Here is an 18,107-nt window from a genome sequence, read left to right as displayed (position 1 = left end):
TTCTCCTGCTATCAGGCGGCGGGGAAGATAATCTCAAGAGCCTGAAGAGAGTCTTCCCAGCCCGCTTTTTCAAAAATGCCCTGTTGCAGAAAGCCTTCCAGCTGCGGCCATAACGCAATGGCTTTGTCGAGCATCGGGTCGCTGCCTTTGGCATATGCGCCGACGCTGACCAGGTCACGGTTACGCTGGAAACTGGAAAGCAGCTGTTTGAAGTTCCTCACCCGCGCGTAGTGCTTCTCAGTGATGAGGGCGGTCATGGCGCGGCTGATGGAGGCTTCGATGTCGATGGCCGGATAGTGGCCCGCTTCCGCCAAACGGCGGGACAGCACAATGTGGCCGTCAAGAATGGCTCGCGCTGAGTCGGCGATCGGATCTTGTTGATCGTCGCCTTCGGTCAGCACGGTATAAAACGCCGTGACCGATCCGCCGCCGGTAATGCCGTTCCCGGCGCGTTCCACCAGCGCAGGCAGCTTAGCGAACACTGAAGGCGGATAGCCTTTGGTCGCTGGCGGTTCGCCGATGGCGAGCGCGATTTCACGCTGGGCCATGGCGTAACGGGTCAGGGAATCCATGATCAGCAACACGTGCTGTCCACGGTCACGAAAATCTTCGGCGATGCGCGTGGCATACGCGGCACCCTGCATACGCAGCAGAGGCGAAACGTCAGCCGGAGCGGCGATAACGACGGAACGGGCACGGCCTTCAGCACCCAGAATGTTTTCGATAAAGTCTTTTACTTCGCGACCACGTTCGCCGATAAGCCCCACCACAATCACATCAGCCTGGGTGTAACGCGCCATCATGCCGAGCAGCACGCTTTTGCCGACGCCGGAGCCTGCGAACAGGCCCATACGCTGGCCTCGTCCGACGGTGAGCAGGGCATTAATCGGGCGAACGCCGGTGTCCAGCACATGTTCAATCGGCGTGCGCTGCAACGGGTTAAACGGCTGAGTGATCAGCGCGCCGGTTTCGGTGGTGTCTGGAGCTGGCAAACCATCAAGCGGTTTACCGGCACCATCAAGCACGCGCCCAAGCAGCGCAGGGCCTAACGGTAACTGTTTCCCGCTTTGCAGACCGTCGCCAGAAGCATTACGCGCATACACGCGAGCGCCCGGCAAAATGCCTTCAACTTCTTCCAGCGGCATCAGGAACAGGCGCTGACCGTTAAAGCCGACGACTTCACTTTCGACTTCACGCACCTCGCCATTTTCCTGACGCTCAATCACGCACGTCGCTCCCAGCGGCAATTGCAGCCCGGTTGCTTCCAGCACTAAGCCCGTGGCGCGAGTCAAACGACCATAACGACGCACAGCCGGAAGCTGGGTCATTTTGGTCTCGAAATTATCGAGCGTGGTCAGCCAGCGAGTTAAACGGGCGGTCATCAGATGACTCCCGGAGCGGCCAGACGGCACAGCTCCTGCCAGCGAGTGGCGACGCTGGCGTCGAGATCGCCTTCATCAGCGGAGATTTTACAGCCGCCATGATGCAGCGTTGGGTCACCGCGCAGCCGCCAGCCGTGCAGGCTTAACGTCGCGCCGACCATCTCTTCAACCCGCTGTAAATCATCCGGATGCACACGCAATTGCGGTTTGCCGCTGAACAGCGGTTCCTGTTGCAGCAACGCCTGAATCTGTTTGATCAGCGCTGAGTTATCGACCACCGGAGCCTGGCCAATCACCTGGCGTGCCGCTTCCAGCGCCATCTGCATCAGGCGCGAGGCAATCACGCTGTCGAGGGCGTCCAGCGTATGCTGAAACTCGCTCACCAGCTGTTGCATCCGTGCATGTAACGGTGCTTGCTGCTGTTGCGCCTGAGTCAGGCCTTGTTCCTGACCCTGCGCCAATCCTTCCTGATAACCTTGCGCATGTCCGGCGCTGCGGCCTTCATTCAGGCCTGCGTTATAGCCCTGTTCGTGGGCCTGCATCTGAATATGCGCCAGTTGCTGTTGCAGCTTCTGTTCTTCAGAGATCTCCGGCTCTGCGTCAACTTGCTCATCTGTAGCACTGAATTCGGCGACAAACTCCGGCATTCTCGGGGCTAAATCGTCAGGCTGCCAGACTTTCCATGGCGTGGACTCAGACATAGGTGTCGTCTCCGCTGCCAATCACCATCTCGCCGGTTTCGGCCAGGCGACGCACAATAAGCAGAATGGCTTTCTGTTCGTTCTCCACCTGCGACAGGCGAACCGGACCACGGTTGGCGAGATCGTCGCGCAGGATATCTGCCGCACGCTGCGACATGTTGCGCAGGAATTTCTCGCGCAGCGGCTGTTCGGCCCCTTTGAGGGCGATAAGCAGCGATTCGGAATCCACTTCCTGCAACAGGCGCTGGATGCTGCGGTCGTCCACTTCGACGAGGTTTTCGAACAGGAACATCTCGTCGATGATTTTCTGCGCCAGCTCGCCGTCGAATTCGCGCACTGCGGTGATAACCGCTTCTTCCTGCTGAGTTTTCATCAGGTTGATAATTTCGGCTGCGGTTCTCACGCCGCCCATTTTGCTGCGCTTGAGGTTCTGGCCGTCGAGCAGGTTGTTGAGCACTTCGGTCAGCTCGGCCAGCGCCGCAGGCTGAACACCGCCGAAGGTGGCGATACGCAGCATCACGTCGTGGCGCAGACGTTCGTCGAACAGCGCCAGAATATCTGCCGCCTGACCGCGTTTGAGGTGCACCAAAATCGTCGCGATGATCTGCGGGTGTTCGTCGCGAATAAGATCGGCGGCGCTCTGTGGCTCCATAAAGTTGAGCGTCTCGATGCCGCTGGTGGTTTCGCGGGTTTCGAGAATATCTTCCAGCAGGCTGGCGGCGCGTTCTTCGCCCAGCGCTTTCACCAGCACGGAACGCAGATACTCGTTGGCGTTGACGTTCAGCGCCGCGTACTGCTCGGCTTCATGTTCAAACTCTGCCAGCACTTCTGTCAGCTGTTTGTTCGAAATCTGACGCACGCTCGCCATCGCCGCACTCAGGGTTTGCACTTCGCGGGTGTTGAGGTGTTTGAACACCTCCGCCGCGCGATCTTCGCCAATGGTCATCAGCAGGATGACGCTTTTATCGGTACCGGAAAGGGCTGTATTACTCATGGTCGTTGCTCATCCACTGGCGAATGACCAGCGCGACGACGCGCGGATCGTTGTCTGACATTTCACGAATACGCTGGCTCATCACCTCGGCGCTCAGGCGCTGGTTGGCACGGCGACTCTGCTGTTGCTCATCTTTGCTGAGGTGAACTTCCACCGCCTGCGCCATTTCGCGTTCGATGCGGGCTTCTTCCTGCGCGGCTTTCAGCACTTCCTGGCGGCGAACAAACTGCGGACGCACCGCTTTACGCCACAGGATCCACGCCACAAGCGCAATCAGCAGCCAGCGACCGGCAGACATCAGCTGATCGATAAACGATTGCTGTTGCCAGAACGGCAGCTCGCCTCCGGTTTCATCCCCGGCGGTAAACGGCGAGTTGACCACGTTGAGGGTATCGCCACGGGTGGTGGAGTAGCCCATCGCTTCGCGAGTCAGGTCTTCAATCTGTTTCATCTGATCGGCGGTCAGCGGCAGCGTCTTACCGTCCGGCAGATTTTTGTAATTCACCACCACCGCAACGGACAGGCGCTGCACGTCACCGACGTTCATTTTGGTGTGCAGGATCGTGCGGTCGACTTCGTAGTTGGTGGTTTCGTTACGCGAGCTGTTGCGCGGGCCACTCTGGTTGTTGGTGCTGGTGGTACGCTGCTGACCCTGAGCCGCATTCTGGTTGGCTGGCGGCGTCGAGATTGGCGCATTTGGCGCAGGGGCAGGGGAGTTGGACAACGCGCCTGGCACGCCGCCCGGATACGGGCTGCCGACCTGCTCGCTCTCATTCACCTGACGGGAACGCATCACGGCCTGGCTGGCATCGCCATTCGGGCTGTATTGCTCCTGAGTTTGTTCTTTATTGTCGAAGTTGATCTGCGCGGTGACCTGCGCATGAACGTTGCCGTTGCCGACAATTGGCGACAGGATGGATTCAATACGGCGCTGAATGCGGCTTTCCACATCGGAAGCGTATTTCAGTTGAGTGTCATTCAGGTCGCGATCGCCGGTATTGGATTGGGTCAGCAGATGGCCACCCTGGTCGACCAGCGTCACGTTGCCCGGCGGGAGACCTGCGACGGCACTCGACACTAAATGCACCACCGCCGCAATCTGGCCTTCATCCAGCGCTCGGCCAGGTTCAAGGTTCAGGGTCACGGAGGCAGAAGGTTGTTTTTGTTCACGCACGAACAGCGTCGGTTTCGGCATCGCAAGGTGAACACGTGCACTTTTTACCGGGCCGAGCGTTTCGATGGTGCGGGCGAGTTCACCTTCCAGCGCGCGCTGATAGTTCACCTGCTCGCTGAACTGGCTGATACCGAATTTTTCCTGGTCCAGCAGCTCAAAACCCACCGCTCCGCCTTTTGGCAATCCGGCCTGAGCCAGACGCAGACGCAGTTCATGCACTTTATCCGCAGGCACTTCAATCGCGCCGCCGCTATCGGCAAAACGGTAAGGCACGTTCATCTGCTGAAGCTGGGTGACGATGGCGCCGCCGTCCTGATCGGTCAGATTACTGAACAGCGTGCGGTAGTCCGGCTGCTTTGCCCACAGCACAAGAGCCACGATGATGGCCACCGCCGCGGCACTTGCCACCATAAGGGGAATTTTGGGGTTAGCGCGCAGGCGAGCGACCCACTCAGGCATCTTTGTTTGGGCTGTGGTCGTGGCTGTCGCGCTCATTGCGCACCTCGCAAATACGGATCGCTGGTGTTAAACGTGGACAAAAACAAGGCTGACTCCCGGTCGGCAAAGGCAAAGTGATAGCCATGCCATTATTTGACGTTCCGCGATTTTCTATGGGTCAAATAGTCGGGTTTTTTCACGCTAATTAGCGCCTTTATCTTATTGACAAGCTGCTAATCTCATCCTCCATGACATCGACCAGGGGATAAACATGGCCATCACAGGTATCGAAGGGGTACTGACACAGATGCAGGCAGCCGCCAGCGTCGCTCGCAATCAGGCGGTAGAAGAACTGCCGTCCATCAGCTTTGCCGGGCAGTTAAGCTCTGCGCTGGACCGCATCAGCGAAACGCAAAACAGCGCCAAAGCGCAGGCCGAAAAATTTGCGATGGGTGAACCCGGCATTGCATTAAACGATGTGATGACCGACCTGCAAAAATCGTCAGTGTCTTTGCAGATGGGCATCCAGGTGCGTAACAAGCTGGTGGCGGCTTATCAGGAAATGATGTCGATGCAGGTGTAGTGAAAAGAGATGCCCGGCCTCAGCCGGTCGGGATCATACTCTTTTGCGCCTCGTCACTTTTTTTTCATCAGCAACTTACTGTCTGCCTGTAACCGACCATACTTTCCTCTACGGTTCGTCAACGCGTCGAGGTCATTATGGCTGGCAGCAAATCATCATCGTCGTCTCATGCTCCTGTCGCAGAACACCTTTTCTGGTTACGGGTGGAGAACGCAGCTCGTCAGTACGGCTTCGTGCTGTTGATTTTGCTGTTGCTGGCTGGGTTCTGCGGCCTGTTTTCGAAAGGCTTCTTCAGTAACGCCAGCGCGGTGAATGCGGACCAGTCGTTGAGCGTGAGCTATGAGCGTTTTGGGCGAAATCAAAGCGACATGGATTTGAAGTTGACGCTCAAAGTGCCTGCCAGCGACCGTTATACGGTGACGCTGGGCGGCCAGTTTATGGATGCGTTTGAGATAAACGCGCTCTACCCGCAGCCGTGGCGCTTTACCAGCCATCACGGTGCCATGACGCTGGAGTTTCACGATCAGCCGGAAGGCGGAACGCGCACGCTGTGGCTCAGCGTGCAACCGCGTGATGCCGGAAGAGTGAAGTCGACGCTGCAAGTGAACCAGCAGCAGCCTGTTGCCCTTTCCCAGTTTATTTATCCTTAAGTGCTGCCCATGGATATGATCCTGCGAGCTGTCGCGATTTACCTGATTCTTCTGGTGGTGTTTAAAATCGCCGGGCGACGTGCATTGTTACAGATGACGTCGTTCGATCTTATTTTGCTGCTCATCATCAGTGAGGCCACTCAACAGGGGCTGCTCGGCAACGATTTTTCTGTCACCGGCGCGGCGTTGTGCATCATTACGCTCATCGTGATGGATATGCTGTTTGGCAAACTCAAAAAATACCTGCCGGGTGCCGAGGAGATGATCGACGGCACGGCGGTGGTGCTGGTGGAAAATGGCGTGCTGATGCGGGATAAAATGAAAATGGCGGATATCTCTGTCGACGACATTATGGTGTCGGCACGCAACAATCAGGGGCTGACAGAATTGGCGGAAATTAAGTTCGCCATCCTCGAAACTAATGGTCATATCTCCATCATTCCGCAGAAGTAAAGGCTGGAAGCGTTACCGCTTTAATGACACAATATTTTTTTCACGGTTTGCAGGATGAGTGATGAAAAAGATTGCGATGATTGGCGCGATGCTGGCGCTGAGCGGGTGTGTTCATATTGATAACTATAACAACGTGGTTAAGGCTCCCGCACCGGCTGGGCTTGCGGGCTACTGGCAGTCGGAAGGGCCACAAAGTGCGATGGTCAGCCCGGAAGCCATTGCGACGCTGATTGTCACGCCGCAGGGCGACACGCTGGATTGCCGTCAGTGGAAACGCGTGATAGCGCTGCCGGGCAAATTGATGCAGCGTGATGACGATATTTATAACGTCACTAACAAGCGCGACGTGTATGCCATCGACCGCGAAGGCGAGCGTATTGAGTACGATCGCATGACGCTGAAACGCGTGGATCGCCCGACTCAGGAATGTGCCGACTACCTGGAAAAAAATCCTCTGTTGTCGCCTCTGCCTTAAACTCTGCCCGATTGAGATTGCCCGGTGGCGGCTACGCCTTACCGGGCCTACAGGTACCCATGTAGGCCGGGCAAACGCAGTGCCGCCCGGCAAAATAGCCAAAACTACAACACCTCCTCCATCACCCATACGCTGACGCTTCCCCCTTTGCAGGTAAAGATGCCCGTTCCGGCTTCGTCGGTTTCCACTGTCTCTTCCCGGTTCGCGAGAAAATCCTTCCAGCGTTTGTTGCCGTAGTTTTCCCCAAGGGCGATTTGTTTTTCACCATCATCTCCATTTGAGAGCACCACCACGCAGCCTGGCGCTTCGTCTGTGCCGCTGCGGCTGAAGGCGATGCAGTTAGGATGATCGAAGAACAGCGTTTGTACGCCGTGGGCGAAACGCTGGCGGGCGTCGATCAACTCGTGCAACTGTTCAATCACCGGCATCTCTATTTTGTAGGTGTTGCCATCACCGCCGGTATCTTCATAAATAGCACCAAACAGATCCGGGTAGAACACGGAAGGCACGCCATTCTCGCGCAGCAGAATCAGCGCGTAGGCCAGCGGTTTAAACCACGGTTCAACCGGGGCTTCCAATGCCTGCAGCGGCTGTGTGTCATGGTTGGTCACCAGGGTCATGGCGTGGAAAGGATCGGCTTCGACCAGCGTGCCGGTGAAAATCTGGCTCATGTCGTAGTCGCGTCCCAGACGTGAGGCCTCGTGAAATTTCATCTGCAACGGGGCATCGAACAGCAGGGTCTGGCCGTCGACCTGATTGATGTAGTTTTGCAGTGTCTCAACTTCATGCGACCAGTATTCCGCCACGATAAACAGCGGCTTGGGCGCAACTTCCTGCACGTGCTCAATCCATTCTTTGTAGAACCAGGCGGGAATGTGTTTGACCGCATCAAGACGAAAACCGTCGCACCCGGTCTGTTCCATCACCCAGCGCGCCCAGTATTTCAGCTCTTCGGTGACCGCGTGATTGCGAAAATCGATGTTTTCACCCATCAGATAGTCGAAGTTACCCAGCTCACCGTCGACCTGATCGTTCCAGCCTTCGCCGCTGTAGTCGTTGACGATTTTAAACACGCCATTTTCATCAGGGTTTTCGATGTGATCCACGCCGCTGAAGCATTTGTAATCCCAGACAAACCGGGAGTATTTTCCGCCGCGAACCGGGAAGGTGTATTTCGTCCAGGCATCGCATTCGATGACTTCATCGTCGATTTGGGTGCGGTCTTGTTCGTTGACGCGCTGAACATGAATGCGTTCTTTCTCGTCCGCGCCCATTTTGTGGTTCACCACCACGTCCAGCAGCACGGCGATGTCATGCTCTTTCAACGCGGCGATGGCTTTCAGCAATTGCTCTTTGTCACCGTATTTGGTCGGGCGTGAGCCCTTTTGATCAAACTCGCCCAGATCGAACAGATCGTAGCTGTCATATCCCACGGAATAGCCGCCAGACGCGCCTTTGTACGCCGGGGGCAGCCAAATCATATTGACGCCAATTTCATTGAGGTTGGGCGCAAGCGCTTCGACCTCCCGCCACAGTTCACCGCCAGCGGGGTAATACCAGTGAAAACATTGCAACAGGGTGGGATTGCGCATACTGAGACTCCATGTGGGAAGAGACTCTAGTATGGAATATTTAGAGGAAAACGCCTGGCGCGCAGCGCGCGCAAGCGTTTCAGTTGGTTGGGGTGTCGCGGGATTCCTGCGGCACCAGGACGTGGCCACCCTGTTTGCCATAGGCGGTCAACACCGATTTCTGCATCGAAGACTGGCCCACCAGCTTCGACAATTCATCCATACGCGCCTGCAGCAGGCGCTTCACCTCGGTTTCATTGTCCAGAATGGCCCGCAGAACGGGCCTCAGTTGCTCTTGCACACTTGAAGAGGGATCAAGGTGTTGCGTGGCTTCAGCCAGTTTTTGCACCGCTCTGACATACTCCATTTCACAAGCGATTAATTCGTCCCATTGTCCTTCCGAGGCGTGTCGCAGCATGATGAGGCTTTGATCAAGAAGCTGCTGGTACAGGCTATACAGGTGCGATGCAGTGCTCATTAGACGGCGTCCTGAATCAGAGTGGGCGAGGTGGCAACTTCCTTCCAGGCATCGGCGATATTGCGCAGCAAGTACTCCACCTCTTCAACGGCAGAGATTTCGTTGCGCAGATTGGCCTGCAGGAGACGCCTTACCATATAGGCGTACAGTGCAATCAGGTTTTGCGTGAGTTCATCATCGCTTTTCTCATCAAGGCCGATTTTGAGGCCGTTCTCGATGATGTTTATCGCTTTCGAGAGGGAAAGGCCTTTTCCCTCCAGATTGTTGTCCTGCATAAACAGGCGAGCGCGGACCAGGGCGCTGAGCGCCCCCTCGAACAGCATGTTCACCAGTTGCTGTTGGCTGGCGCTCATCACCGCGCTTTCGACTCCAATTTTTGCGTAGGCCTGTGTGCCATTTGCGCCGTACATGTTAGCTCCTGGGCTTAATTAATTAGCTTTTGCTGCTGGATGAAGACTCGAACTGCTGAGTCAGATAGCTGCTGGTGGAGTTCAGCGAGTTCATCATCACGTCAAGCTGGGTAAACTGGGCTTTGTATCGTGCGACCAGGTTATCAATGCGAGTGCTGGCATCGTTGTACTGTTGAGTCAGATCTTTCAGCGTTTTACTCACACCATCCGTTGCGGCCTGAACGATCCCGGTGCTGGAGAGCCAACTGGTCAGGTTTTTATCCATGGTGGTGGTGATACCTGTGGTTTTGCCATCACCCACAATCATATCTTTGACGTTGGCCGCATCGGTTTTCAGCGCACTTTCAAGCCTGGTGCTATCGATATTGAGCTTACCGGTGCTCGGATCGCTGGTAATACCAATCTGCGACAGGGTTTTAAACGACGAGCTGCCCGAACTGGTCAGCATGCTTTTTAACTGAGTCTGGATCGTGCGAAGAGTGGTATCACCGAGTAGGGCACCGTTGCTTGTATCCTGCGCATCAGTACCGGCATCTACCGCGGTGTATTTCGTCAGCGAGGAAAAAGTATCCTGCAGAGTGTTGTAGGCGTTGACCCAGGTTGTGATCGCCGTTTCCGCCTGCGAATTATCTTTGGTGATGGTTAAAGTCTGGTTGCCGGTAGTGGTGTCGTTCAGGTTCAGCGTGATATCTTCCAGCGCATCGCTGATGGTGTTGCTGCTGTTCTCAATGTCGATGTTATTGACTTTGAGTTTGGCATTTTGAGCCGTCACACTTTCCTGCATGCCACCGTTGCCGGACGCGTCATAGCCCATAAAGCTTTGCAGCGCGCTGTCGCCACTTACGGACAACGTCATTGCATTATCCGCACCAGTCTCGTTTGAAGTGATCGACAGACGATACTGCCCATTACCGACGTTGATAATACTGGCGCTAACACCGGCATCGGCTTTGTTGATGGCATCGCGGATACCACTCAGTGAAGAGTTGGCCGCACTGATATCGATAGTGACCGGCTTTTTGTCCCCGCCCTGTTGAATGGTCAACGTGCTGTCAGTGGTGGCAATGGCTGTTTTGCTGTCTGTCTGAGCCGTTTTAGAGGTGAGCGTTTGCGCCTGCGCCAGTTGTGACACGCTAATGGTGTATTTTCCAGCAACGGCATTGCCAGTAGTGGTCGCGCTAAAGGCAGACGAACTGCTGGTGGTGCTAGTGGCAGTAAACAGATCGGCTTTATTCAGTGCAGTATTGGCGGTCTGAAAAGCAACCAGCGCACTCTTGAGAGTGCCGTAGGCACTGAGCTTGGCGGTGAAAGAAGACTGCTGGGCCGAAATAGGCTTCAGGGAAGCTTTCTCCGCCGTTTCCAGGTTATCCAGAATGGTACTTAAATCGAGACCCGAACCGATACCCAGTGTAGAAATACTTGCCATATTTATTCCTTAAATTTATCGACACGTAGAATGAATACCGGGGTTATCGGCGGGAATGGCGCAAAGTTTACGGTTAATTTTCTTTTTTTAATGGCGGGAATAAAGGCATGACTGAAGAGTATTTCGGCGGCTAAAAAATTATTTCAGTTCCTGTGGAAAAAAGTGTGAAAAAAAATCTAAAGGTTGGTGAGGGCACGACGATAACCACAATGACGGCGATTGAGCCGACGGGTGGAAACCCAAATCTACTCCACAGATTTGATGAACAACAGGAAACGAAATCATGGCACAAGTCATTAATACCAACAGCCTCTCGCTGATCACTCAGAACAACATCAACAAGAACCAGTCTGCTCTGGCGACTTCCATTGAGCGTCTGTCTTCTGGTCTGCGTATCAACAGCGCGAAAGATGATGCTGCGGGCCAGGCGATTGCTAACCGCTTCACCTCTAACATCAAAGGCCTGACTCAGGCTGCGCGTAACGCCAATGACGGTATCTCTGTGGCGCAGACCACTGAAGGCGCACTGTCTGAAATCAACAACAACTTACAGCGTATCCGTGAGCTGACCGTTCAGGCTTCTACCGGCACCAACTCCGATTCCGACCTGTCTTCTATCCAGGACGAAATCAAATCCCGTCTGTCTGAAATTGACCGCGTATCCGGTCAGACTCAGTTCAACGGCGTGAACGTACTGGCGAAAGACGGCAAAATGTCTATCCAGGTTGGCGCGAACGACGGAGAAACCATCGATATTGACCTGAAGAAGATTGACTCTTCTACTTTGGGTCTGTCCAGCTTCAACGTAAATGGTCCACAGGGTGGAATACCTTCTTTGGTTTCTGATTTCAAACCATACTATGGTGCGACAACCAGTATCACTGGTGCGACTGTTGCAGAAAATAATGGCGGTGATTTAGCTACACGCCTCGGAGTCGCATCAGGTAGCGTTGCGGTCGATGGTACAAAGGTTTATTCAGATACTAATGGCAATTTATTCGCTAAAGTGACCATCACTCCAGGCAGTGCTGCTGAAGTTAACAACCTCAAAGCAAATGGTTTTGATAGCTCGTACGACACTGCGACTAGTACAGGTGTGGCAAAAGATTATTACGTGGCTTTAGACCCTCAATCAGCTACTACAACTGGTACTACTGCTGCATTTAAGATCGACACTTCTAGCCTGAGCTTATCCAATTTGACCACGGGTTCTACCTCTAACCCACTGGCTAAACTGGACGACGCTATCGCTTCTGTAGACAAATTCCGTTCTTCTCTGGGTGCTATCCAGAACCGTCTGGATTCTGCGGTCACCAACCTGAACAACACCACCACCAACCTGTCTGAAGCGCAGTCCCGTATTCAGGACGCCGACTATGCGACCGAAGTGTCCAACATGTCTAAAGCGCAGATCATTCAGCAGGCCGGTAACTCCGTGCTGGCAAAAGCTAACCAGGTTCCACAGCAGGTTCTGTCTCTGCTGCAGGGCTAATTTGTCAAAGCTTGATTTGCTTCACAAACCCCGGCTTGCCGGGGTTTATCTTTGATTTGTGAATAATAAACAAGGAAAATCAATTTATTGATTTTCGGCTGCTCACCACAAAGAAGGAAAAACCACGCTTTTTCCTTCTTTGTCAGCAGTCTGAAACCTCGCTCCGGCGGGGTTTTTTCATTGTGCAGTTTCACTTAACTCCCCAAATAACCCCCCCTTTTAGCCACTATTCCGTCGATTAAAACCCCTCCAGAAACGGATAATCATGCCGATAACTCAACTATTGCAGGGCTGTTTATCGTGAATTCACTCTATACCGCTGAAGGTGTAATGGATAAACACTCGCTGTGGCAGCGTTATGTACCTCTGGTGCGACACGAAGCATTGCGCCTTCAGGTGCGGTTGCCGGCGAGCGTGGAACTGGATGATCTGCTTCAGGCGGGCGGCATTGGGTTGTTGAATGCCGTCGAACGTTACGATGCTCTGCAAGGCACGGCATTTACCACTTACGCAGTACAGCGCATACGTGGCGCGATGCTGGACGAACTGCGCAGCCGCGATTGGGTGCCGCGCAGCGTCCGCCGCAATGCTCGTGAAGTGGCGCAGGCGATGGGACAACTGGAACAGGAACTGGGACGTAACGCGACGGAAACGGAAGTCGCCCAGCGTCTTGGCATTGCTGTTGAGGAGTATCGTCAGATGCTGCTCGATACCAATAACAGCCAGCTTTTCTCCTATGACGAATGGCGGGAAGAGCACGGCGACAGTATCGAGCTGGTGACTGAAGAAAACCAGCAGGAGAACCCGCTCCATCAACTGATGGAGAGCAATCTGCGCCAGCGCGTGATTGAGGCCATCGAAGCCCTGCCGGAACGTGAGCAGCTGGTGCTGACGCTTTACTACCAGGAAGAGCTCAATCTCAAAGAGATTGGTGCCGTACTGGAAGTGGGGGAGTCACGCGTCAGCCAGCTTCACAGCCAGGCTATTAAGCGCTTGCGTACAAAACTGGGTCGGTACCAGGAGGGCGGCTAAGCTGTCATGCCTGGAGAAATGCCGCACATAGCATTGACTACCAGGAGTTATCATGACGGTGCAGCACGTAAAAAGACGGCCTTTAAGCCGCCATTTGAAAGACTTTAAACACAGCCAGACGCATTGCGCCCATTGCCACAAACTGCTGGATCGCATCACGCTGGTCCGCCAGGGCGAAATCGTCAACAAGATTGCCATTTCCCGCCTTGATACGCTGATGGACGAAGCCGACTGGCTGCTGGAACGCCGGGAGTGGGTCGCGCTTTGTCGATTCTGCGGCGACTTGCACTGCAAAGAGCAGAGCGATTTCTTCGATATCCTCGGCTTTAAGCAGTATCTGTTCGAGCAAACCGATATGAGCCCCGGCACGGTGCGCGAATATGTGGTTCGCCTGCGTCGCTTGGGGAACCATCTGACCGCGCTAAAAATCGACCGCGAACTGCTTGACGGTGAACCGGACGAAACGCTGGCGCCGTGGCTGCCTTCAACCAGCACCAATAATTATCGCATCGCCTTACGCAAGTACTCGCAATATAAAAATGGCCGTCCCGTTGTTGAGTCGCAAAGGTTCGCGTATCAGGTTACCTCTGATATATATTAATTTTGAATAAGATGTAACGTACGGGTATTAGCTGTTTTGGCTAAACCCCTTACACTGCAAAAAAATTCGATATTTCGGGGGAATGATGAAATTAGCACTGTTGGGCCGTCAGGCTCTGATGGGAATGATGGCTGTGGCGCTGGTTGCTGGCGCAAGCGTCAAAACGTTCGCCGCTGAAAACCTGCTGGCTCAGGTCAAAGAACGTGGTTCGCTGCGCGTTGGGCTGGAAGGCACTTATCCGCCGTTCAGCTTCCAGGGCGATGACGGCAAACTTACTGGCTTTGAAGTGGAGTTTGCTCAGGAACTGGCGAAACACCTCGGTGTGAAAGCAGACCTCAAACCGACCAAATGGGACGGGATGCTGGCCTCGCTGGATTCTAAGCGTATTGATGTGGTGATCAACCAGGTGACCATTTCCGACGTGCGTAAGAAGAAATATGACTTCTCTACGCCGTACACCGTGTCCGGTATTCAGGCGCTGGTGAAAAAAGGCAATGAAAGCACCATCAAAAGTGCCGCTGATCTGAAAGGTAAAAAAGTCGGCGTGGGTCTGGGGACCAACTACGAAGAGTGGTTGCGTCAGAACGTACAGGGTGTGGACGTGCGTACCTATGACGATGACCCGACCAAATATCAGGATCTGCGCGTAGGCCGTATCGATGCGATCCTGGTCGACCGTCTGGCAGCGTTGGATCTGGTGAAGAAAACCAAAGATACGCTGGCTGTGACCGGTGAAGCGTTCTCCCGTCAGGAGTCTGGTGTTGCGCTGCGCAAAGGCAACGAAGACCTGCTGAAAGCGGTGGACGGTGCGATTGCCGACATGCAGAAAGACGGTAGCCTGAAAGCGCTTTCCGAGAAGTGGTTTGGGGCGGATGTTACCCACTAAAAAGTGATGACTCAACGGCGTTATCTGACGCCCTAAAGTAAACAAACAGTCCCGGTCGCCAGATCGGGACTTTTTACTTTTTCAGGTTGCATAATTTACCCGCCTGCCGTTCCTCTCTAACGAATTGTTTAACTGAATACCACATTGCCCATCAATACAAAATATATATAACTGCATGATAAAAAGGGAAAAATAGCCTTTATGCGCAATGCGCGCGATCAATACTCAGCAGCGGGAGTTCATGATAATAGCGGGAGAGTCAATTGAGGGAAGACTAAATTGAAACCGATAAATTTCATGTTGCTGGGAATACTCGCTATTTTTGACACGTCTGCTGCTACTCATGTTGTCCCGGTGATCCCCATGCCGCCACAGGAGACGCCAATTATCACTCCCTTCAGGGCCCCGACAGAAACCGTCTCGCCGATGACAGATAAAACGGGAAGTGTGGTTGAGAATGCGCCGGGCGAGGAGTCTGTGAAAATAAATGACGTGGTGAGAACGGCAGAAAAGGCCCGGGAAGCGGAAGCGGATCAGGCCAGGCTGGCAGCAAAAGCCGCCGACGCCGTTAAAGCCGCGAAGAAAGCAAAAGCCATTCAAACCGCAAGCGATGCGGAAGCCGCTAAAGCGGCGAAAACGCTAAAGGCGGCGCAGGCTGCCATGGAGGCAAAAATCGCGAAAGCAGACCATGCGGCAAAAGCCGCTGAAGCCGCGACCGCCAAAGAAGCGCTTAAAGTCTCGAAAGCCGTTAAGGCGGCAGAAGCGGCCAAAGTGGCCAAAGCGAATGAGGCCGAAAAAGCGAAACAGGCCACAGAAGCCGCGCAAGCGCTTGAGGCCGAAAAACTAGCCCAGGCTGCCAGAGCGGCTGAGGACGTTGCCGCCGCAGAGCGTGCCGCTCAGGCTGCTCTCGCCGCAGCGGAAGAGTCGGACAGGGCGGCGAAAGCCGCTAAAGCGCTGGAAGAAACCAGGGTAGCCGAAGCGGCAAAAGCCACAGAGGCGGCGTTAGTCGCCAAAGTAGCTAAAGTGACAGAAGCGAAAAAAGCGACGCAAGCCGCCAGAGAGGCTACCGCGATTAACGATGCCCTAACGGCCCAGGCTGAAGAGGCGGCAAGAGAAGCTGAAGCGGCTAAAGCCATCGAAAATACGCAGGCGGCTGCGGCACTGGCTGCTGCTCAGGCTGCGGCTAATGCGGAAGCCACAAAAGTGAATGCGACCGCCACGCTAACAGAAGCCGAAACGCAGGCTGCAAGAGCGACAGAGGCTGCGAAAGCGGCGAAAGCTGATTTATCAGAAAGCATCACCGCCGCCACGAAAGCCGCTCAAATCGTGAAAGCCGCAAAAGCCGCTGAAGTCGCCAGAGCGAAAGAGGCTGCCAAAGCTGAGCAAGAAGCCCGCGACGCTGCCGCTGTCGCGGCGGCGAAAGCCACTGAAGCCGCGAAGGCGGCCGAACGAGCTGAAACGGCGAAAGCCAGCGCAGCAATGAAAGTGACTGCTGCAACGTCAGCCTCTGAGGCGACCCTGGCGGCTGTTGCAGAGAAAGAACAGGTCGCTCAACGCGTTGCAGACGCGAAAACCAACGCCACGAGCGCTGCGCAGGTGGCGAAAGCCGCAAAAGCAGATTTAAAGGCAAAAGCCGCTGCCGCAGGGCAGGCGGCTAAGGTAGCAGACGTGAGCCGGCTGGAAGCGAACGCTCAAAGGACTGAGGCGGACAAAGTGGCCGCCGTCGCAAGGGCTGCAGAGGCCGTGCGGGCGGAAAGAGCGGCCGAAGTGTCCAGAACCGCAACGCTTGCCGCGGCGGCCCGGGAGGTGGAAGCGACGGCCCTGGCAGAAGCCGCACAGGCTACCGCTGTGGCTAAAGCCGCAGGCGTCAGCGATGCCCCGGTCTTGACTCCTCCAGAGGATGCGGATGAAGAATCTATGGTTGTCACGCCAGAAAAAGGGGGGCCTAAAACGCCGCCGAAAGCGATTCCCGCCAGGTCAGAGCCGTTGACCGTAGAACAGGAAATATTTGGTGATTGCCAGTTGCCTGTCTATTCTGAAAAAGCGCGAGCCATGGGCGTGGAGGGGGATGTCACCTTGAAGGTGAGCATTGGCGCCATGGGCCAATTGAAGCGTATCAATACCAAAGGGACGCAAATCTTTCTGCGTGATACCAGCCGGGCGTTTAAACGCTGCACCTGGCCAATGGGATATGCCGGAGAATATCAGACCCTCGTCCGTTTTAGTCTGTCGGAGGGCGTAAGTCTGCAATCGGCTAAATCAAAATAAGCTATTTACACTCCGGGAACCCTCTTGAAACTGGGGCAGGACAGGAGACTTATTTTCGCGGGCAACTGTGTGCATAATAAAAAGAAAACAGGAGCTGCTATGTCACTGCAAAATCTAACTCGTTTCCCGCGTCTGGAATTTATCGGCGCACCTACGCCGTTGGAGTACCTGCCTCGTTTCTCTGACTATCTGGGACGCGATATTTTCATCAAGCGTGATGATGTGACGCCAATGGCGCTGGGGGGCAATAAACTGCGCAAGCTGGAGTTTCTGGCCGCCGATGCGCTACGCGAAGGCGCAGATACGCTGATTACCGCCGGTGCAATCCAGTCGAACCACGTACGTCAGACTGCCGCAGTGGCCGCGAAGCTGGGCCTTAACTGTGTGGCGTTGCTGGAAAACCCAATTGGCACCAAAGCCGAAAACTACCTGACTAACGGCAACCGTCTGATGCTTGATCTGTTTAACGCACAGGTCGAGATGTGTGACGCGCTGACCGATCCTAACCGCCAACTGGAAGAGCTGGCGACGCGTGTCGAAGCGCAAGGTTTTCGTCCTTATGTCATTCCTGTTGGCGGTTCCAATGCGCTTGGTGCGCTCGGTTATGTGGAAAGCGCGCTTGAGATTGCGCAGCAGTGTGAAGGCGCGGTGTCGCTTTCTTCCGTGGTGGTGGCTTCCGGAAGCGCAGGCACGCATGCGGGCCTCGCGGTGGGGTTAGAACAGCTGATGCCAGATGTGGAACTCATTGGCGTGACGGTTTCCCGTAGCATTGCCGACCAAAAACCGAAAGTGGTGACGTTGCAGCAGGCTGTAGCGGAAAGTCTGGAGTTGAAAGCCAGAGCAGATATCACGCTGTGGGATGACTATTTTGCTCCGGGCTACGGCACGCCGAATGACGAAGGGATGGAAGCCGTTAAGCTTCTGGCGCGCCTGGAAGGCATTTTGCTCGACCCTGTTTACACTGGCAAAGCGATGGCCGGGCTGATAGACGGTATCAGCCAGAAACGCTTTAAAGATGAAGGCCCAATCCTGTTTGTTCACACGGGCGGTGCTCCGGCGCTGTTCGCTTACCATCCTCATGTTTGAGTAAGAA

General features: G+C 54.9%; 19 protein-coding genes. 10 read left to right on the top strand and 9 right to left on the bottom strand.

The annotated features are described in order from the left end of the window. Window positions 1-11: 11 nt before the first annotated feature. Genes fliI through fliF form a run of 4 tightly spaced genes read right to left on the bottom strand, consistent with a single transcriptional unit; the run spans window position 12 to window position 4,746 of the window. On the bottom strand, window positions 12-1,382 hold the full coding sequence (gene fliI, locus ACLW56_RS14260; protein WP_330984425.1) for a flagellar protein export ATPase FliI: 1,371 nt from the start codon (window positions 1,380-1,382) through the stop codon (window positions 12-14). Beyond that, on the bottom strand, window positions 1,382-2,083 hold the full coding sequence (fliH, locus tag ACLW56_RS14255; RefSeq protein ID WP_330984424.1) for a flagellar assembly protein FliH: 702 nt from the start codon (window positions 2,081-2,083) through the stop codon (window positions 1,382-1,384). Before fliH ends, fliI begins: the two co-directional genes overlap by 1 nt. Beyond that, window positions 2,076-3,077: a flagellar motor switch protein FliG gene (gene fliG / locus ACLW56_RS14250; RefSeq protein WP_330984423.1), complete on the bottom strand. Its 1,002-nt coding sequence runs from the start codon at window positions 3,075-3,077 to the stop codon at window positions 2,076-2,078. Before fliG ends, fliH begins: the two co-directional genes overlap by 8 nt. Continuing rightward, on the bottom strand, window positions 3,070-4,746 hold the full coding sequence (gene fliF, locus ACLW56_RS14245) for a flagellar basal-body MS-ring/collar protein FliF (protein ID WP_330984422.1): 1,677 nt from the start codon (window positions 4,744-4,746) through the stop codon (window positions 3,070-3,072). The genes fliG and fliF overlap by 8 nt, the downstream gene beginning before the upstream one ends. A gap of 214 nt (window positions 4,747-4,960) precedes the next feature. Here fliF and fliE point away from each other — a divergent pair, with 214 nt between their 5' ends. From fliE to yedD, 4 genes are all read left to right on the top strand, one after another. After that, on the top strand, window positions 4,961-5,272 hold the full coding sequence (gene fliE / locus ACLW56_RS14240) for a flagellar hook-basal body complex protein FliE (RefSeq protein ID WP_330984421.1): 312 nt from the start codon (window positions 4,961-4,963) through the stop codon (window positions 5,270-5,272). 137 nt (window positions 5,273-5,409) lie between these two features. Then, a complete protein-coding gene (locus tag ACLW56_RS14235) occupies window positions 5,410-5,922 on the top strand; it encodes a hypothetical protein (RefSeq protein WP_330984420.1) in 513 nt (170 codons plus the stop codon). A 9-nt stretch (window positions 5,923-5,931) separates the two neighbouring features. Next, complete coding sequence (locus ACLW56_RS14230; RefSeq protein ID WP_330984419.1) at window positions 5,932-6,375, top strand: DUF421 domain-containing protein; 444 nt, start codon at window positions 5,932-5,934, stop codon at window positions 6,373-6,375. A gap of 61 nt (window positions 6,376-6,436) precedes the next feature. Then, on the top strand, window positions 6,437-6,850 hold the full coding sequence (yedD, locus tag ACLW56_RS14225; RefSeq protein WP_330984418.1) for a lipoprotein YedD: 414 nt from the start codon (window positions 6,437-6,439) through the stop codon (window positions 6,848-6,850). Between the two features lie 104 nt (window positions 6,851-6,954). Here yedD and amyA read toward each other — a convergent pair whose 3' ends face one another. The 4 genes from amyA to fliD all read right to left on the bottom strand — a co-directional run bounded on the left by amyA (window position 6,955) and on the right by fliD (window position 10,735). After that, entirely contained in the window at window positions 6,955-8,442 is a 1,488-nt protein-coding gene (gene amyA / locus ACLW56_RS14220) for an alpha-amylase (protein ID WP_330984417.1), read from the bottom strand. Window positions 8,443-8,521: 79 nt separating this feature from the next. After that, window positions 8,522-8,899, bottom strand: coding sequence for a flagella biosynthesis regulatory protein FliT (gene fliT / locus ACLW56_RS14215; RefSeq protein ID WP_330984416.1), 378 nt, complete (start codon window positions 8,897-8,899; stop codon window positions 8,522-8,524). Then, window positions 8,899-9,309, bottom strand: coding sequence for a flagellar export chaperone FliS (gene fliS / locus ACLW56_RS14210; protein ID WP_330984415.1), 411 nt, complete (start codon window positions 9,307-9,309; stop codon window positions 8,899-8,901). The genes fliT and fliS overlap by 1 nt, the downstream gene beginning before the upstream one ends. 22 nt (window positions 9,310-9,331) lie before the next feature. Beyond that, on the bottom strand, window positions 9,332-10,735 hold the full coding sequence (fliD, locus tag ACLW56_RS14205) for a flagellar filament capping protein FliD (RefSeq protein ID WP_330984414.1): 1,404 nt from the start codon (window positions 10,733-10,735) through the stop codon (window positions 9,332-9,334). Window positions 10,736-11,018: 283 nt separating this feature from the next. Between fliD and ACLW56_RS14200 the strand changes: the two genes are divergently transcribed. Then, a complete protein-coding gene (locus tag ACLW56_RS14200) occupies window positions 11,019-12,227 on the top strand; it encodes a FliC/FljB family flagellin (protein ID WP_330984413.1) in 1,209 nt (402 codons plus the stop codon). On the opposite strand, the gene ACLW56_RS14195 is transcribed toward ACLW56_RS14200, so the two are convergent. After that, window positions 12,224-12,421, bottom strand: a complete 198-nt coding sequence (locus ACLW56_RS14195) for a hypothetical protein (RefSeq protein WP_330984462.1) — start codon at window positions 12,419-12,421, stop codon at window positions 12,224-12,226. The two genes, ACLW56_RS14200 and ACLW56_RS14195, sit on opposite strands and share 4 nt — an antisense overlap. A gap of 106 nt (window positions 12,422-12,527) precedes the next feature. Between ACLW56_RS14195 and ACLW56_RS14190 the strand changes: the two genes are divergently transcribed. The 5 genes from ACLW56_RS14190 to dcyD all read left to right on the top strand — a co-directional run bounded on the left by ACLW56_RS14190 (window position 12,528) and on the right by dcyD (window position 18,100). Then, window positions 12,528-13,259 carry an RNA polymerase sigma factor FliA gene (locus ACLW56_RS14190; RefSeq protein ID WP_330984412.1) on the top strand — a complete coding sequence of 244 codons (732 nt, stop codon included), beginning with the start codon at window positions 12,528-12,530 and terminating at the stop codon, window positions 13,257-13,259. A gap of 52 nt (window positions 13,260-13,311) precedes the next feature. Then, window positions 13,312-13,860 (top strand): flagella biosynthesis regulatory protein FliZ, encoded by a 549-nt coding sequence (gene fliZ, locus ACLW56_RS14185; protein WP_330984411.1) that lies wholly within the window; start codon window positions 13,312-13,314, stop codon window positions 13,858-13,860. Between the two features lie 85 nt (window positions 13,861-13,945). Beyond that, the gene (gene tcyJ / locus ACLW56_RS14180; RefSeq protein ID WP_330984460.1) at window positions 13,946-14,746 is read left to right on the top strand and encodes a cystine ABC transporter substrate-binding protein; all 801 of its coding nucleotides are present in this window, start codon (window positions 13,946-13,948) and stop codon (window positions 14,744-14,746) included. Window positions 14,747-15,043: 297 nt separating this feature from the next. Next, window positions 15,044-17,014, top strand: coding sequence for a hypothetical protein (locus ACLW56_RS14175; RefSeq protein WP_330984410.1), 1,971 nt, complete (start codon window positions 15,044-15,046; stop codon window positions 17,012-17,014). Window positions 17,015-17,113: 99 nt separating this feature from the next. Further along, the gene (dcyD, locus tag ACLW56_RS14170; protein ID WP_330984409.1) at window positions 17,114-18,100 is read left to right on the top strand and encodes a D-cysteine desulfhydrase; all 987 of its coding nucleotides are present in this window, start codon (window positions 17,114-17,116) and stop codon (window positions 18,098-18,100) included. Window positions 18,101-18,107: the final 7 nt, after the last annotated feature.

This window comes from Pantoea sp. sgz302252, from assembly GCF_047713085.1.
Taxonomy (GTDB): domain Bacteria; phylum Pseudomonadota; class Gammaproteobacteria; order Enterobacterales; family Enterobacteriaceae; genus Scandinavium.
Note: the sequence above shows the minus strand (reverse complement) of the source record. Positions and strands in the feature narration are given on the sequence as shown.

What these genes read in the sequence shown, in the direction of transcription:
- fliD (WP_330984414.1), bottom strand. Translation starts at nt 10,735, where the DNA reads ATGGCAAGTATTTCTACACTGGGTATCGGTTCGGGTCTCGATTTAAGT.
- ACLW56_RS14235 (WP_330984420.1), top strand. Translation starts at nt 5,410, where the DNA reads ATGGCTGGCAGCAAATCATCATCGTCGTCTCATGCTCCTGTCGCAGAA.
- dcyD (WP_330984409.1), top strand. Translation starts at nt 17,114, where the DNA reads ATGTCACTGCAAAATCTAACTCGTTTCCCGCGTCTGGAATTTATCGGC.
- fliZ (WP_330984411.1), top strand. Translation starts at nt 13,312, where the DNA reads ATGACGGTGCAGCACGTAAAAAGACGGCCTTTAAGCCGCCATTTGAAA.
- fliG (WP_330984423.1), bottom strand. Translation starts at nt 3,077, where the DNA reads ATGAGTAATACAGCCCTTTCCGGTACCGATAAAAGCGTCATCCTGCTG.
- fliI (WP_330984425.1), bottom strand. Translation starts at nt 1,382, where the DNA reads ATGACCGCCCGTTTAACTCGCTGGCTGACCACGCTCGATAATTTCGAG.
- amyA (WP_330984417.1), bottom strand. Translation starts at nt 8,442, where the DNA reads ATGCGCAATCCCACCCTGTTGCAATGTTTTCACTGGTATTACCCCGCT.
- yedD (WP_330984418.1), top strand. Translation starts at nt 6,437, where the DNA reads ATGAAAAAGATTGCGATGATTGGCGCGATGCTGGCGCTGAGCGGGTGT.
- fliF (WP_330984422.1), bottom strand. Translation starts at nt 4,746, where the DNA reads ATGAGCGCGACAGCCACGACCACAGCCCAAACAAAGATGCCTGAGTGG.
- fliT (WP_330984416.1), bottom strand. Translation starts at nt 8,899, where the DNA reads ATGAGCACTGCATCGCACCTGTATAGCCTGTACCAGCAGCTTCTTGAT.
- ACLW56_RS14230 (WP_330984419.1), top strand. Translation starts at nt 5,932, where the DNA reads ATGGATATGATCCTGCGAGCTGTCGCGATTTACCTGATTCTTCTGGTG.
- fliH (WP_330984424.1), bottom strand. Translation starts at nt 2,083, where the DNA reads ATGTCTGAGTCCACGCCATGGAAAGTCTGGCAGCCTGACGATTTAGCC.
- ACLW56_RS14200 (WP_330984413.1), top strand. Translation starts at nt 11,019, where the DNA reads ATGGCACAAGTCATTAATACCAACAGCCTCTCGCTGATCACTCAGAAC.
- fliS (WP_330984415.1), bottom strand. Translation starts at nt 9,309, where the DNA reads ATGTACGGCGCAAATGGCACACAGGCCTACGCAAAAATTGGAGTCGAA.
- fliE (WP_330984421.1), top strand. Translation starts at nt 4,961, where the DNA reads ATGGCCATCACAGGTATCGAAGGGGTACTGACACAGATGCAGGCAGCC.
- tcyJ (WP_330984460.1), top strand. Translation starts at nt 13,946, where the DNA reads ATGAAATTAGCACTGTTGGGCCGTCAGGCTCTGATGGGAATGATGGCT.
- ACLW56_RS14175 (WP_330984410.1), top strand. Translation starts at nt 15,044, where the DNA reads ATGTTGCTGGGAATACTCGCTATTTTTGACACGTCTGCTGCTACTCAT.